Annotated in this window: 16 protein-coding genes and 1 tRNA gene; 16 read left to right on the forward strand and 1 reads right to left on the reverse strand. The window is 37.7% G+C overall.

Annotated elements, in window-relative coordinates:
• Positions 1-43 precede the first annotated feature (43 nt).
• The 7 genes from BM012_RS11480 (at position 44) to BM012_RS11510 (ending at position 6494) form a co-directional block, all read left to right on the forward strand.
• Positions 44-1516: a tetratricopeptide repeat protein gene (locus BM012_RS11480; RefSeq protein ID WP_064505010.1), complete on the forward strand. Its 1473-nt coding sequence runs from the start codon at positions 44-46 to the stop codon at positions 1514-1516.
• Between the two features lie 47 nt (positions 1517-1563).
• Positions 1564-2577 (forward strand): thioredoxin-disulfide reductase, encoded by a 1014-nt coding sequence (trxB, locus tag BM012_RS11485; protein WP_111924062.1) that lies wholly within the window; start codon positions 1564-1566, stop codon positions 2575-2577.
• Positions 2578-2864: 287 nt separating this feature from the next.
• Positions 2865-3323 (forward strand): NUDIX domain-containing protein, encoded by a 459-nt coding sequence (locus tag BM012_RS11490; protein ID WP_019394932.1) that lies wholly within the window; start codon positions 2865-2867, stop codon positions 3321-3323.
• 46 nt (positions 3324-3369) lie between these two features.
• Positions 3370-4257 carry an RNase adapter RapZ gene (gene rapZ, locus BM012_RS11495; RefSeq protein WP_061804683.1) on the forward strand — a complete coding sequence of 296 codons (888 nt, stop codon included), beginning with the start codon at positions 3370-3372 and terminating at the stop codon, positions 4255-4257.
• A complete protein-coding gene (locus tag BM012_RS11500; RefSeq protein ID WP_019394934.1) occupies positions 4258-5217 on the forward strand; it encodes a gluconeogenesis factor YvcK family protein in 960 nt (319 codons plus the stop codon).
• A 44-nt stretch (positions 5218-5261) separates the two neighbouring features.
• Complete coding sequence (gene whiA, locus BM012_RS11505; RefSeq protein ID WP_061804682.1) at positions 5262-6218, forward strand: DNA-binding protein WhiA; 957 nt, start codon at positions 5262-5264, stop codon at positions 6216-6218.
• 18 nt (positions 6219-6236) lie between these two features.
• Positions 6237-6494, forward strand: coding sequence for an HPr family phosphocarrier protein (locus BM012_RS11510; RefSeq protein WP_061804681.1), 258 nt, complete (start codon positions 6237-6239; stop codon positions 6492-6494).
• 54 nt (positions 6495-6548) lie between these two features.
• On the opposite strand, the gene clpP is transcribed toward BM012_RS11510, so the two are convergent.
• A complete protein-coding gene (gene clpP, locus BM012_RS11515) occupies positions 6549-7142 on the reverse strand; it encodes an ATP-dependent Clp endopeptidase proteolytic subunit ClpP (protein ID WP_019394937.1) in 594 nt (197 codons plus the stop codon).
• Positions 7143-7524: 382 nt separating this feature from the next.
• Here clpP and BM012_RS11520 point away from each other — a divergent pair.
• From BM012_RS11520 to gpmI, 9 genes are all read left to right on the forward strand, one after another.
• A tRNA-Arg gene (locus BM012_RS11520) sits at positions 7525-7596 on the forward strand.
• 146 nt (positions 7597-7742) lie between these two features.
• Positions 7743-8627 carry a midas domain-containing protein gene (locus BM012_RS11525; RefSeq protein ID WP_061804680.1) on the forward strand — a complete coding sequence of 295 codons (885 nt, stop codon included), beginning with the start codon at positions 7743-7745 and terminating at the stop codon, positions 8625-8627.
• Between the two features lie 143 nt (positions 8628-8770).
• On the forward strand, positions 8771-10060 hold the full coding sequence (gene rpoN / locus BM012_RS11530) for an RNA polymerase factor sigma-54 (RefSeq protein ID WP_061804679.1): 1290 nt from the start codon (positions 8771-8773) through the stop codon (positions 10058-10060).
• A gap of 10 nt (positions 10061-10070) precedes the next feature.
• Positions 10071-10304, forward strand: coding sequence for a glutaredoxin family protein (locus tag BM012_RS11535; RefSeq protein WP_061804678.1), 234 nt, complete (start codon positions 10071-10073; stop codon positions 10302-10304).
• Between the two features lie 208 nt (positions 10305-10512).
• Positions 10513-11544 carry a sugar-binding transcriptional regulator gene (locus tag BM012_RS11540; RefSeq protein ID WP_061804677.1) on the forward strand — a complete coding sequence of 344 codons (1032 nt, stop codon included), beginning with the start codon at positions 10513-10515 and terminating at the stop codon, positions 11542-11544.
• A 50-nt stretch (positions 11545-11594) separates the two neighbouring features.
• Entirely contained in the window at positions 11595-12602 is a 1008-nt protein-coding gene (gap, locus tag BM012_RS11545; protein WP_061804676.1) for a type I glyceraldehyde-3-phosphate dehydrogenase, read from the forward strand.
• A 188-nt stretch (positions 12603-12790) separates the two neighbouring features.
• Positions 12791-13975, forward strand: a complete 1185-nt coding sequence (locus tag BM012_RS11550) for a phosphoglycerate kinase (protein ID WP_061804675.1) — start codon at positions 12791-12793, stop codon at positions 13973-13975.
• 73 nt (positions 13976-14048) lie between these two features.
• The gene (tpiA, locus tag BM012_RS11555; protein ID WP_019394944.1) at positions 14049-14801 is read left to right on the forward strand and encodes a triose-phosphate isomerase; all 753 of its coding nucleotides are present in this window, start codon (positions 14049-14051) and stop codon (positions 14799-14801) included.
• Positions 14802-14803: 2 nt separating this feature from the next.
• The gene (gene gpmI / locus BM012_RS11560; RefSeq protein WP_061804674.1) at positions 14804-16336 is read left to right on the forward strand and encodes a 2,3-bisphosphoglycerate-independent phosphoglycerate mutase; all 1533 of its coding nucleotides are present in this window, start codon (positions 14804-14806) and stop codon (positions 16334-16336) included.
• Positions 16337-16347 lie beyond the last annotated feature (11 nt).

Here is a 16347-nt window from a genome sequence, read left to right on the forward strand (position 1 = left end):
ACAAAAAGTTCAGGTGAAATAAACAGTGGACATGGAGGACGGAATGGAGAAAAACACACGCTCAGAAGCGGCTAAAGTTATTCCGTTGGTTCAAACAAGCGAGTACTTTTTCGATAGAGGCATTAAAGCCTACAAAAGAGGAAACGTAAAGAAAGCAAAACGATATATAGAAAGAGTATTGCAACTTGAACCGGAAAATACGGTTGTGCTCTGTCAGCTAGCTGTAATTTTAACAGACTTAGGGGATTATCAGCAGTCAAACGAATTGCTACAATCTGCTTTGCAGAATGCAAATCAAGAATCAGTGTATGAATGCCATTATTTTATGGCGAATAATTATGCTTATCTTGGTTTTTTTCAAGAAGCAAAGAAACATGCACTTCAATATATAAATAATGAGAAAAATGGTCGATTCTCTCAAGCTGTTGAAGATTTATTAGAAATTTTATCAATTGAAATGGATGATATAGACGAAGAAGAGAATGAAAATGAAGATCGTCTTATTATGCAGCAAGAGAAAGCAAAACTATTGCTTGAAATGGCTCAATTTGAAGAAGCAAAAGAGCTTCTTCATGAGATCATTGAGGAACATCCAGAGTTTTGGGCTGCCTATAATAACTTAGCGCTTGCTCATTTTTATACAGACGAATATGAACAAGCTATGATTTATGTACGCAAAGTCCTTGAAAGCAATCCAGGAAATCTGCATGCTCTTTGTAATGAAGCAGTTTTCTACTATAAGACAGGAAAGCAAGACTTATTAGAGAAACAGCTTACAAAACTACGCGTTGTTTATCCTATCTCATTTGATCATCGATATAAATTAGGCGTAACATTTGCTGTTATTGGGGAATATAGCGGAGCCTATCGTTGGCTCTATAGCCTTTATAAAAAGGGAGCTGCACGAGATACAACATTTTTATATTGGTTGTCTTATTCTGCTTATTATATTGGACATGAAAACCTAGCAAAACAGGCGTGGGAAAAGCTGCTTGTATCTTCTCCTGAAAAAAAGGGAGAAGAACCATGGAACATTGCAGCCTCAAGGGATGGTATACAAGAGGTTCTTCACTATATAAAACAAGGTGAGGAAGAGCAGTTCTTTGGTCTTTATCTTTTAGCTCAAATGGAGAAGGAAGAAAGAAAAACACTTCTAACAAAAGAAACAGAACACTTTCTGTATTCCCCGTTTTTGAAAACTCTTTCTCAGGATATGCTAAAGAGTGAGGAACTTCCTCGCTGTTTGCAAATTGCTTTAACAATGAAAAAAAGCTTGCAAAGCGAAGAAGAAGAAAAAGGAATTGTATATTGGTATACTCTTTATAACAAAGCGCGATTTACTGAGATTGAAATGAAAAATATCTCTGCTTTTGCTGCCAGTGTTGTATATATGTTTTATCAAAGTTTAAAAAGGCCAGTCCCTCAGAAAAAAATTGCACAAGAGTATGGAATATCTCTTACAACAATGTCAAAATATATAAAGAAAATCCGTTCGGTAAGCATTGTTTCTGTCTAGAGAAAGATTGTGAAATAAACTGTAATTTTTGAGCAAAAAGATAGACGATGTTTCTAATACCTTATACGATAAGAATAAGTAAATGCATAAGTGAAGAAGGAGTGGAAGAAATGTCAGAAGAAAAAATTTATGATGTCATTATTATTGGAGCAGGTCCTGCAGGCATGACTGCTGCTGTATATACATCTCGTGCTAATCTTTCAACTTTAATGATTGAACGTGGGGTACCTGGTGGTCAAATGGCAAATACAGAAGATGTTGAAAACTACCCAGGATATGAAAACATTTTAGGTCCAGACCTTTCAAATAAAATGTTCGAACATGCTAAAAAGTTTGGAGCAGAATATGCTTATGGCGACATCAAAGAAGTTATTGATGGAAAAGAGTACAAAACTGTTGTAGCTGGAAGCAAAGAATACAAAGCCCGTGCAATCATTATTGGCACAGGGGCAGAGTATAAGAAAATTGGCGTTCCTGGCGAAAAAGAGCTTAGCGGACGCGGCGTTTCTTATTGCGCAGTTTGTGATGGAGCATTCTTTAAAAATAAAGAACTTATCGTTGTTGGTGGAGGAGACTCTGCTGTTGAGGAAGGCGTATACTTAACACGTTTTGCTTCTAAAGTGACGATCATTCACCGCCGTGAGGAGTTACGTGCTCAAAAGATTCTTCAAAAACGCGCATTTGACAACGAAAAAGTAGACTTTATTTGGAACCATACTGTAAAAGAAATTCATGAAGGTGAAGGGAAAGTAGGCAAAGTTACGCTTATTAATACCGTGACAGGTGAGGAATCTGAAAAAGACACTGATGGTGTCTTCATCTACATCGGCATGGTTCCTTTATCTAAACCATTTGAGAGCTTAGGTATTACAAATGAAGAAGGCTATATCGAAACAAACGAACGTATGGAAACGAAAGTACCGGGAATTTTTGCTGCCGGAGACGTACGTGAAAAGTCACTTCGCCAAATTGTAACAGCAACAGGTGATGGAAGTATTGCTGCTCAAAGCATCCAACATTATGTAGAAGAGTTACAAGAAGAGCTACAATCTGCTAAATAATAGGCGAAAAAGACAAAAAGGGGAGTTTAACAGAACCGTAATTGCCTTTTAATTGTGCTGTAACACCTATGTTACATTGGTTCGTTATAGTATAGATAAGTAATTGACCCCCTTTTATAAATACGTTACGTTGAGCACAGCGAGTTCAAGCTGTGCTCTTTTTTTGTGAATTTAGAGGCCAAATTGAAGTTGTTAAACATTTGTGAATGATGCCGATATATTGTTGTCTATTGCTCCTTCATTGTATAATAAGAAAAACAATAGTCATAAACAGCAGAGGTGAAAAAATGCAGCGTGTAACAAACTGTGTCTTATTAAAAGATGATAAAATTCTTCTTCTCCAAAAACCGCGCCGCAACTGGTGGGTTGCTCCTGGAGGGAAGATGGAACAGGGGGAATCTGTAAAGGATTCTGTTGTTCGTGAATTTAGAGAAGAAACAGGGGTTTATTTAAAAAATCCAACAGTAAAAGGGATTTTTACATTTGTTATTAAAGAGGGAAATGAAGTTGTGTCAGAATGGATGATGTTTACCTTTTTAGCAACTGAATTTGATGGAACAAATGTCCTTGAATCTGAGGAAGGAAAGCTGTCTTGGCATAAGCTTGATGTTGTTAATGAGCTTCCAATGGCTCCTGGAGACCATCATATTATTGACTATGTTGCAAAAGGATCTGGCATGATCTACGGAAATTTCACATATACAAAAGACTTTGAGCTTCTTTCTTATCGAATCGATCCTTCATAGTCTGCAATAAATAGTAGGGATAATCTTACTAGGTAGGGGGAGAAACATGAGCATTAATTCTTCACAAGAAGTTCAGTTAGTAATTATTACAGGAATGTCTGGTGCGGGGAAAACAGTTGTTGTGCAAAGCTTTGAAGATTTAGGGTTCTTTTGTGTTGACAACCTTCCGCCAACGCTTATTCCTAAGTTCTTGGAACTTATGAAGGAGTCTAACGGAAAAATGAATAAAGTAGCTGTTGTCATGGACTTAAGAGGGCGCGAGTTCTTTGATAGTTTATTTCAGGCACTTGATCACCTTGATGAAACATCTTGGATTACGCCTCAAATTTTATTCTTAGATGCAAAAGATAATGTTCTTGTTCAGCGCTATAAGGAGACAAGACGTTCTCATCCTCTTGCCAAAACAGGCATGCCTCTTGATGGTATTCAGCTTGAACGAGAGCTATTGGATGACCTAAAGGGAAGAGCTCAGATCATTTTAGATACATCGGACTTGAAGCCACGCGAGCTTCGAGAAAAAGTAATAACGCAGTTTTCAACAAATAATTCTCAAGTATTTAGTGTGAATTTTGTTTCATTTGGTTTCAAATATGGTCTTCCTATTGATGCTGACTTAGTTTTTGATGTTCGTTTTTTACCCAACCCACATTATATTGATTCGCTTCGTCCTAAAACAGGACTTCAAGAAGAAGTGTCTTCTTATGTACTAAAATGGAATGATACTCAAAAGTTTCTTGAAAAGCTCATCGACCTTTTAAAGCTTATGCTTCCACAGTATAAACGCGAAGGGAAAAGTCAGCTTATTGTTGCAATCGGATGTACAGGAGGCCAGCATCGTTCTGTTACTTTAGCTGAGTATCTTGCCAAAATTTTTGAAGGAGATTTCAAAACAAATCCACTGCATCGAGATATTGAGAGGAGAAAACAGAAGTAAATGACTACAGCACATCCAAAGGTTGTTGTAATTGGAGGTGGAACAGGGCTACCTGTTTTACTAAGAGGGTTGAAATATTATCCAATTGACATTACAGCAATCGTTACTGTCGCAGATGATGGAGGAAGTTCAGGCAGGCTGCGGGAAGAGCTAGGTATTCCCGCGCCTGGTGATATTCGCAATGTTCTTGTAGCGCTTTCACGCGTAGAACCTCTTGTAGAAGACCTTTTTCAACATCGATTTTCAAGTGGGGACCAGTTAACAGGTCATGCGCTAGGTAACCTGATTCTAGCAGCAATGACATCTATAACTGGGAATTTTGTGCACGCCATCCAAGAAATGAGTAAAGTGCTTAATGTGAGTGGAAATGTGCTTCCTTCAGCTAATAAGAGCGTTATGCTGCATGCAAAGATGGAAGATGGTACTGTTGTCTCAGGAGAATCTATGATTCCCCAAGCAGAGAAAACGATTGATCGTGTTTTCTTAACCCCAGAAACAATAGAGCCTGTTGAAGAAACTATCGAAGCTATTCGAGAAGCAGATATTGTTGTATTAGGTCCAGGGAGCTTATTTACAAGCATTATTCCTAATTTACTTGTTCCACAGATTGCTGAAGAGCTTTGTAAATCAGCCGCTAAAAAAATCTATGTTTGCAATGTAATGACACAGCTTGGAGAAACGCATGATTATAAAGCTAGTGATCATGTATTAGCGATGTATAAACACGTTCCAAGTCCTTTTTTAAATACAATTATTGTTCATAATGGAGAAATTCCTAAAGAAATTCAGACTAAATATAAAGAAGAAAAAGCTATTCCCGTTGATTATGATCGAAGAACGTTGGAAAAACTAGGTCTACATGTTATTGCAGACGATTTTATTCAATATGATGGAGACGTTATTCGACATAATACAAGAAAAGTAGCACAAACCATTTTCTCGCTACTTCATCAAGAATAACGGGGAAATATGCTCTTTGAAAATAGAAAAGAGGGGGTGAGAGCATGTCATTTGCTTCAGTTACTAAAAAAGAGCTAACAAATATTGAAGTAAAAGAATGTTGTGCAAAAGCACAGTTATCTGCACTGATTCGAATGAATGGCTCCATGTCATTTGCAAATCGCAAAGTTGTTGTAGATATTCAAACTGAAAATGCAGCCATTGCAAGAAGAATTTATGTTTTATTGAAACAAAGTTATGACATTGCAGTAGAATTGCTTGTTCGGAAAAAAATGCGATTGAAAAAGAACAATGTTTATATTGTACGAATGAAAGAGAAAGCCCGCTTCATTCTTCAAGATTTGCATATTATTGAAGAAGGATTTACATTTGTCCGGACCATCTCACAAGAGTTAGTAAAGAAAAAGTGCTGCAAACGAGCATATTTAAGAGGCGCATTTTTAGCAGGAGGTTCTGTTAACAATCCAGAAACTTCTTCCTATCATTTAGAGATTGCATCTCTTTATAAGGAACACAATGATTCTCTTTGTGAGCTTATGAACGTTTTTGACTTAAATAGTAAAACATTAGAGCGAAAAAAAGGATTTATTACGTATTTGAAAGAAGCTGAGAAGATTACTGAGTTTTTGAATATAATTGGAGCTCATAATGCACTGCTTCGATTTGAGGATGTTCGAATTGTCCGAGACATGCGTAACTCTGTTAATAGGCTTGTAAATTGTGAAACAGCCAATTTGAACAAAACAATTGGAGCGGCTCTTCGACAAGTAGAGAACATTCGTTACATTGAAGAGACAGTTGGGCTTGATGTTTTGCCAGAAAAACTGAAAGAAATTGCCCAGCTACGAGTGGCTTACCAAGATGTAACGCTAAAAGAGTTAGGGGAAATGGTTTCAGGTTCAAAAATCAGTAAATCTGGCATTAATCATCGATTGCGTAAAATTGATGAAATTGCCAACAGGTTACGATTAGGAGAGTCGTTAGAAGAGGTGCAAACTTAAAAGGGGAGAGATGAAGATATGGTGGAAAGAGAAATTGATATACGTTTGAAAACGGGCTTACAAGCAAGACCTGCAGCACTTTTTGTTCAGGAAGCAAATCGATTTAAATCCGATGTTTTTCTTGAGAAAGAGGGAAGAAAGATTAATGCTAAAAGTATTATGGGATTAATGAGTTTGGCACTAAATTCAGGGGCTGTTGTTAATCTTATTGCTTCTGGAGATGACGAAGAAGAAGCAGTTGAAGCTTTAGCAAACTTTGTTCAAAACAAAGAGTAGCCTTTCTATATATAAAAAACCTGTTTTCCTAAAAAGGAAAACAGGTTTTTTATATTACTTAGCTGATGGATCTTTTGTTAACACTTTATCAATTAATCCATATTCCATTGCACGATCAGCAGTCATAAAGTTATCACGGTCTGTGTCACGCTCAATAACTTCAAGTGGTTGACCAGTGCGATCAGCTAAAATGTGGTTTAGTTTGTCACGCAAGAAAAGAATACGTTTAGCAGCAATTTCAATTTCTGTTGCTTGTCCTTGAGCTCCACCTAGTGGTTGGTGAATCATAACTTCACTGTTTGGAAGAGCGAAACGTTTACCCTTTTCACCTGCAGCAAGTAAGAATGCTCCCATAGAAGCAGCCATGCCAATGCAGATTGTTGATACTTTTGGTTGAATAAACTGCATTGTATCGTAAATAGCCATACCTGCTGTAATTGATCCACCAGGACTGTTAATATAAAGAGAGATATCTTTTTCAGGATCTTCTGCTGTTAAGAAAAGCAGCTGTGATACGATAGAGTTTGCTACATTATCATCGATAGCACTACCAAGCATAATGATACGGTCTTTTAAAAGACGAGAGTAGATATCGTATGCGCGCTCACCACGGTTCGTTTGTTCAATAACTGTAGGAATTAGATTCATGAAAATTCCTCCTCTTAATCTAAATTTTAATATGTATCTTACTTAATATCATACAGCTAAGGTCAATAAAGGTCAAACAAAAACAATCGAGTTATTTCGACCTTGCTTATAAAGTAAAACTAACACTTACATTTTTACCCGAAACTTCTACGTCTAAACCTCAAAGAAATTAGTCATTCCGTTTTTAAGCGACTGATTTTATACCCCTCTACGTTTATTTCTACAAAAAAATACTGACACCTTTTTATAATTTTTTTGCAAGTCTCATTTTATCCTCTTAATCTTAACAAACATTTTATCCAAAAACTAAACGATAGAAAGAGGTTCAATTCAGAATTACTTGAAATCATCTTCATATTTTCATATAATAGAGAATGCACATGCCCTCGTAGTGTAGTGGATAGCACGAGAGATTCCGGTTCTCTTAGGGTAGGTTCGAATCCTATCGAGGGTGTCAAAAAAGACAAGTTGGTTGCCAACTTGTCTTTTTTTATTGGGTAAAATGTAGAAAATTGTCTTTTTTTAGATGGGCCAAGCTTGTCAATTGAGAGAATTTGCTTTAAAACTATATATGAAAGGAAAAACAAAGGAGGAATAAAATTGAAAATGCTACATAAGTTGCTTCCGATTGTATTTGCCTTAATGCTCGTGTTAGCAGGCTGTGGAACATCAAGCAACTCATCAAGCTCAGATGAAAACACAACAGACGAAAATCAAAGCACAGAAACAGCAAAGCAAAATGATGAAAGTGCTCAAGATGACGCAACAAAAGAAGAGAATAAGCAACAAACAAGCAATGAAGAGAGCACAAACAATGAAGAAAGTGCTAAGCAAGAAGTAAACGATGATTCGCAGGCAGAGTCAACGGTTTCGGATAAAGAAGAAGCTTCAACAGAAGATGAAAATGCAGAAGAAGAAAGCAAAGGTTCTGTAGAGAAAGAGAATACAGAAGAAACAGCTAAACAAACTCAAGATGAAAAACAAGCTCAGGAAGTTCAGGATGAAAATCCGGCTGAAGAAGAGAGTAATGGAACACAAAAGACTCTTACTTATGAAAATAATGGCCAATCTGTAAGCGAGAAAGCAACATTAACATCTAGCGATAATCAAGGATATAATGTTTATCTTTTAGATGGGTTTACTTTCTCAGCAGAAGAACCTAGAAAAGATGTTATTACAAGTAAGCAAAATTCAGATTCATTTATGCGTATTGAAATGTTAGATGAGAATGCTGATATGGCAGCAGAAGAGGAAAATGTGAAGGCACTAGCTCAGGCTGTTAACCCTGATAATTTCAAAAAAGACGAAAATATCGGGTTAGCAAATGCTGTTTCATATACAGCTGTACTTGGGGAAGATGAAACAAGATTTATTCTTGTTAAAGGAAACACACCAATGAAGCTATCAATCTTTACGAAAAAAGACGGAAACCCTGCAATAGCACCATATTTAGCAATGGCTAAAACAATTGCAGCAGCAAAATAAGTAGGTAAGAATCCTTCGCGATGTTAAGCGGGGGATTCTTTTTTAAAATAGGAGTATTTTGTTGAAAACATAAAGAAAAATTCCTGAAAAGGATTTTGATTTTTCAGACTTTATAGTAATATAGAAAAAGGGAGGGGAAAACAATGGAGCCTTCTTTATGGCAACAACAAACGCTAAAACTTCATATGTCAACAGAATTGTCGCAGGCAATTTCACTTCTTCAGTTTTCAACAGCTGATCTTTTTGAGTTTCTGCAGGAGAAAGCGTTGCAGAATCCCCTTATTCAAATTAATGATTTTCATGGAGCGTTTTCTAAAAGAAAGCACTATTCTTCAAGCTCTGAGCAATTGCCTGTTAAAGAACGCAAAGGCACGTTAGAAGATTATTTGATAGCTCAAATGCGTGACATGAAAATCACAGGAGAAGAAGCTAGGATTCTACAACACCTTATTTATAGCTTAAATAGCAATGGGTATCTGCAGGAAAATACTGATGAACTAGCTAGTTTGCTTGCTGTTGACGTTGAAAAAGTAGAGGAAATGGTGAGAGTACTACAGCAGTTCGAACCAATAGGGGTAGGGGCACACAGTTTAGCACAATGTTTATGGATTCAGCTTGACTATGTTGGTGAAGGAACAGAAGAGGATTATATCATCCTTACCGAGTATTTTGATCAATTTGCTTTTAAGAAATGGAAAGCTATTGAAAAAGAGACTAGTATTAACCTTTGTGCCATTCAGGAATTGCAAAAAAAAGTGTTGAAGCTAAGCCCGAGACCAGGTGCTGCGTATGAACGAGTGAGTGATGCATATGTTACACCTGATTTTATTGTTAAGCAAAAGGCGAGTGGGAAACTTATAGTACTGCGAAACAATGATTATAACTATGATATCCAAATGGATAAAATGTATAAAAGAGGCGCAGCTTCGTCTACTAATAAGGAAGTTCAAGCTTATTTAAAGGATCATTACAAAGAATTTAGCTGGCTTAGTAAAGGAATTGAAACAAGAAGAGAAACATTAGGTAAAATTATGGAGAGTTTATTAGTATTACAAAAATCATTTTTCTTAGATGGACCAACAAATATGAAACCGCTAACATTAAGAGAACTTGCAGATTTTATTGATGTGCATGAATCAACAGTAAGCAGAGCGGTAAAAAATAAATATGTGCAAACACCTTTTGGAACCTATCCAATGCAATATTTTTTCACTACAAGCATCGCAAAAGGGCTTGAAGAAACTTCTTCGACCTCTGTAAAGACTGCTATTAAGCATATTGTACAGAATGAGGATAAAAGTAAACCTTTGTCAGATAAGAAGATTGTTTCACAATTAAAAGAACAATACGATGTTTCCATTTCACGTCGTACAGTTGCAAAGTATCGTGAACAGCTTAATATTTTGGCCTCCTCATTACGGAAAACGTATTAGAGGTGAAAAAATGAAAATTATTCTATATTCGAAAAAAGGATGTCACTTATGTGATATGGCAAAAGATCTTTTGACGGTTTTTCAGAAAAAATTCAAGTATGACTTTGAAGAAAAAGACATATACGAAGAAGACTTTTTAGTTGAAGAATATGGATTAATGATTCCAGTAGTAGAAATTAATGGAGATGTTGTGGCATATGGTAAAGTAACAAAAGATGACCTCATGCCCTTTTTCTCTAGATAGAAAGAAGAGTTTTGAAATTTTTTTAAGTAGCATATTCAACGATGGAACCGCTTACTATAAAATATACGATTTTCTTTTGTTGAATAAGCTCAATACTCCTGATAAAATGAATTTTGTAGCAGGGGTGATTTTTTTTAGCCAATGCGGGACATAATATGTCTACGTGGGACATAAAATGACCATGTGATTGGCTGTAAGGGGAAGGTTCATGTATTCGATTATTCAATTACAGAAAAAATTAATACCAGATCTTCTACCTTTGCTTGAAAGACGTTACCAAATTTTGTTGTACATACGTTTAATGCAACCAATTGGTCGCCGTAACTTAGCTGTAAGCCTTAACATTACAGAGCGAGTATTGCGGGGAGAAGTGACCTTTTTAAAAGAACAAAATTTGATTCATGTTCAAGCAACAGGCATGACGCTTACGCATGAAGGGGAAACGTTACTCACGCAATTAGAAGATAGTATGAAAGAAGTTTCAGGTGCTTCCTTATTGGAAAAAACAATTAAAGAAGCCTTTTCTTTATCAGAAGTAATTGTCGTTTCTGGCGATAGTGATCTCTCCCCATGGGTGAAAAAAGAAATGGGAAGAGCAAGCGTTGCTTGTTTGAAAAAATACCTTGCACCCGAAGAAAACATTGTCGCTGTTACAGGGGGGACAACTCTTGCTTCCGTAGCAGAGATGATGACGCCTCATGTAAAAAACCATAAAATCACTTTCGTTCCTGCACGAGGGGGGCTTGGTGAAAATGTAAAAAACCAAGCAAATACGATTTGTGCCAAGATGGCGGAACGTTCTTCTCAAGATTACCGTCTCTTGCATGTTCCAGATCAGCTTAGTGATGATACGTATCGCTCGATGATTGAAGAGCCTTTAATTCAAAACATGCTTCACCTTATTCGATCATCTAACATTATTCTCCATGGTATTGGAGAAGCGATGACAATGGCAAAAAGACGCCAAACATCAGAAAGTGATTTAAATAAGATCAAAAATGGACATGCTGTTGGAGAAGCTTTCGGGTACTATTTTGACCAAAACGGAAAAATTGTACACAAAGTAAAAACAATAGGCATACAGCTTGACGATTTGAACCACAATAAATATGTTATTGCAGTCGCAGGAGGTTCAACGAAGGCAAAAGCGATTAAGGCTTTTCTTAATCAAGCGCGCAATTCTATCCTTATAACGGATGAAGGCGCAGCAAAAGAGTTAGCGAGAGATCTAATATTTTAGATTTCTTCATATAAATTTAAATTTCACCATTCTTAAGGAGGATTTTACTCATGGCAGTAAAAGTTGGTATTAATGGTTTTGGTCGTATCGGCCGTAACGTATTCCGTGCAGCTCTAAATAATCCAGAGGTTGAAGTTGTTGCTGTTAACGATTTAACAGACGCTAACATGTTAGCTCATCTTCTTCAATATGACTCTGTACATGGTAAATTAGATCAAGAAGTAAAAGTAAATGGCAGCAACCTAGTTGTTGGCGACCAAGAAATCAAAGTATTATCTGAGCGTGACCCAGCGAAATTAACTTGGGGTGACCTTGGTGTTGATATCGTTGTTGAATCTACTGGATTCTTCACAAAACGTGCAGATGCTGCTAAACACTTAGAAGCAGGCGCTAAAAAAGTTATTATCTCTGCTCCAGCTTCTGAAGAAGACATCACAATCGTTATGGGTGTTAACGAAGATAAATATGATGCAGGAAGCCACCATGTAATTTCTAACGCTTCTTGTACTACTAACTGCTTAGCACCATTCGCTAAAGTACTTAACGAAAAGTTCGGTATCAAACGCGGTATGATGACAACAGTTCACTCTTACACTAACGACCAACAAATCTTAGACTTACCACATAAAGATTACCGTCGTGCTCGTGCAGCTGCTGAAAACATCATCCCAACAACTACTGGTGCTGCAAAAGCTGTATCATTAGTATTACCTGAATTAAAAGGTAAATTAAACGGTGGAGCAATGCGTGTTCCAACTCCAAACGTTTCTTTAGTTGACCTTGTAGCTGAGCTTGACAAAGACGTAACAGTTGAAGAAGTAAACGCAGCATTCAAAGAAGCAGCTGAAGGAGATCTTAAAGGTATCCTTGGTTACAGCGAAGAGCCACTAGTATCTGGTGACTACAACGGTAACGTAAACTCTTCTACAATCGATGCTCTTTCTACAATGGTTATGGAAGACAGCATGGTTAAAGTTATCTCTTGGTATGATAATGAAAGTGGTTACTCTAACCGCGTAGTAGATCTTGCTGCTTACATCGCAAAACAAGGTCTATAAGTTATAAATCACCTCAAACTACAAATTTCGAACAATTTGTAGTTGGCTTACATGCTTTATAACAACTATAATGTAAATGTGAAACAGGGGGAGCGGGGATTTGTCCCCCGTTTTCCCTGTTTTTGTTTTCTTCGTTCGTTTTACAATGAGAGCACCCAAAAACTCATCATGCAAAGGAGGTCTTTACGGTGAACAAAAAAACTGTTAAAGATATCGATCTTAAAGGAAAACGCGTTTTTTGTCGTGTAGATTTCAACGTCCCAATGAAAGACGAAAAAGTTACAGACGAAACACGTATCAAAGCAGCTTTACCAACAATTAACTACTTAATTGAACAAGGTGCTAAAGTTATTCTTGCAAGCCATCTTGGTCGTCCAAAAGGAGAAGTTGTTGAAGAACTTCGTTTAACACCAGTTGTTGAACGCCTTCAAGATCTATTAGGCAAGCCTGTTGCAAAAGCAGACGAAGCTTATGGAGAAAACGTAAAGCAAATGATCAGTAACATGAACGAAGGAGATGTTCTTGTTCTTGAGAACGTTCGTTTCTATGCTGGAGAAGAGAAGAATGATTCAGAGCTTGCAAAAGCATTCTCTGAGCTTGCAGACGTATATGTAAACGATGCATTTGGCGCTGCCCACCGTGCACATGCATCAACAGCAGGAATTGCTGAGCATATTCCAGCGGTTGCAGGTTTCTTAATGGAGAAAGAACTTGAAGTACTTGGTAAAGCTCTTTCAAATCCAGAGCGTCCGTTCACTGCTATCATTGGCGGAGCAAAAGTTAAAGACAAAATTGGTGTAATTGACCATCTTCTTGATAAAGTAGATAACTTAATCATCGGTGGAGGTCTTTCTTACACATTCATCAAAGCATTAGGCCATGATGTTGGTAAGTCTCTTCTAGAAGAAGATAAAATTGATTTAGCAAAAACATTCATGGACAAAGCAAAAGAAAAAGGCGTAAACTTCTACGTGCCTGTTGACGTTATTGTAGCAGATGATTTCTCAAATGATGCTAACACACAAGTTGTTGACATCGATAGCATTCCAAGCGATTGGGAAGGCCTAGATGCTGGTCCAAAAACGCGTGAAATCTATGCAGATGTTATTAAAAACTCTAAGCTTGTCATTTGGAACGGACCACTAGGCGTATTTGAGCTTGATACATTTGCAAACGGAACAAAAGCTGTAGCAGAAGCGCTAGCAGAAGCGACTGATACATACTCTGTAATCGGTGGTGGAGACTCTGCAGCAGCTGCTGAGAAATTTGGTTTAGCAGATAAAATGAGCCATATTTCAACAGGTGGCGGAGCTTCGCTTGAATTTATGGAAGGTAAAGAACTTCCAGGCGTTGTAGCACTTAACGACAAGTAAAATCAACGTTTACACAGCACTTATAAAGAAACACTTCACGTTTAGTGAAACAATAAAAGAGGACGGTGTAACGATGAGAAAACCGATTATCGCTGGTAACTGGAAAATGAATAAAACTCTTTCAGAAGCAGTAAGCTTCGTGGAAGAAGTAAAAAATAGTGTTCCTGCAGCAAGCGAGGTAGATGCAGTAGTTTGTTCACCTGCACTATTCCTAGACAAGCTTGTTGAAGCAACAAAAGGAACAGACCTTAAAGTTGGCGCTCAAAATATGCACTTTGAAGAAAACGGAGCATACACAGGTGAAGTAAGCCCAGTAGCTCTTGCAGATCTTGGCGTTGATTACGTAATCCTAGGTCACTCTGAGCGTCGTGAAATGTTTGCTGAAACAGACGAAACAGTAAACAAAAAGACGCTTGCAGCATTCAAGCATAACTTAACACCAATCGTTTGTTGTGGTGAAACACTTGAAGAGCGCGAAAGTGATAAAACGAAAGAAGTTGTAGAAACACAAGTAAAAGCAGCTCTTAAAGGTTTATCAGAAGAGCAAGCAAAACAAGTTGTTATTGCTTATGAACCAATCTGGGCAATCGGAACAGGCAAATCTTCAACAGCAGAAGATGCTAACGAAGTTTGTGCAGCAATCCGTAAAGTTGTAGAAAATGTTTTCTCAACAGACGTTGCAGAAGCTGTTCGCATTCAATATGGCGGCAGTGTAAAACCAGCTAATATTAAAGAATACATGGCACAATCTGACATCGACGGTGCTTTAGTTGGTGGAGCTAGCCTTGAAGCTCAGTCTTTCTTACAGCTAGTGGAGGCGAAGTAACAATGGCTAAAAAACCAGTAGCATTAATCATCCTAGACGGGTTTGCTTTGCGTAATGAAGAGTACGGAAATGCCGTTGCTCAAGCAAAAAAACCTAACTTCGATCGTTATTGGAACGAGCATGCTCACGCAACGCTAACAGCGAGTGGTGAAGCAGTAGGACTACCAGAGGGCCAAATGGGGAACTCTGAAGTAGGGCACTTAAATATCGGAGCTGGACGAATTGTTTATCAAAGTTTAACACGTGTAAACTTGGCAATTCGTGAAGGTGAGTTTGAGGAAAACGCAACGATTGTAGGCGCAATTGCGCATGCAAAAGAAAACAATAAAAAGCTTCACGCTTTTGGTTTGCTTTCTGATGGCGGTGTTCATAGTCATATTGAGCACTTATACGCTATTTTACGTTTAGCGAAGAAACAAGGCCTTGACGAAGTTTACATTCACGGATTCCTTGATGGTCGTGATGTAGGTCCACAAACAGCTCGTAAGTATATTAAAGCTCTTCAAGAACAAATTAAAGAGGTTGGTATCGGTAAGATTGCTACTATTTCTGGTCGATACTATTCAATGGACCGCGACAAGCGTTGGGATCGTGTTGAAAAAGCTTACCGTGCTATGGCTTATGGTGAAGGCCCAGCATACACAGACCCACTTGAAGTAGTTGAAGACTCTTACAAAAACGATATCTATGACGAGTTCGTTTTACCGTCTGTTATCGTTGATGAAGATGGTGCACCTGTTGGAAAAGTCGAAGACGAAGATGCAGTTATCTTCTATAACTTCCGTCCTGACCGTGCAATCCAAATCTCAAACACGTTTGCAAATGAAGATTTCCGTTCATTTGAACGTGGAGAGAACCATCCGAAAAACTTACACTTTGTTTGCTTAACTCGTTTCAGTGAAACAGTTAACGGATTTGTGGCGTTTAAGCCTGTAAACTTAGACAACACACTTGGTGAAGTTCTTGCACAAAATAACTTAAATCAGCTTCGCATTGCCGAAACTGAAAAATATCCGCACGTGACGTTCTTTATGAGCGGTGGACGTGAAGCGGAATTCCCTGGTGAAAAACGTATTCTAATTGATTCACCAAAAGTAGCTACGTATGACTTGAAACCTGAAATGTCTGTTTATGAAGTAACGGACGCGTTACTAGCAGAAATTGAAGGGGACAAGCAAGACGCTATTATCTTAAATTTTGCTAACCCAGATATGGTAGGTCACTCTGGGAAACTTGAGCCAACCATCAAAGCAATCGAAGCTGTTGATGAGTGCTTAGGCAAAGTTGTTGACGCTATTCTTGCAAAAGGTGGAGATGCCATTATTACTGCTGATCACGGTAATTCTGACATTATTATCACTGAAGAAGGAACTCCGCATACAGCACATACGACAAACCCGGTACCGGTTATCGTAACACGCGATGGTGTAGAGTTACGTGAAGACGGAATTTTAGCTGACTTAGCTCCAACAATGCTTACATTGTTAGATGTAGAACAACCAAAAGAAATGACAGGAAAAACTTTAATCAAATAAGAGAGGAGACA

Origin of the sequence: Priestia endophytica DSM 13796, from assembly GCF_900115845.1 — a bacterium.
GTDB lineage: Bacteria > Bacillota > Bacilli > Bacillales > Bacillaceae_H > Bacillus_I > Bacillus_I endophytica.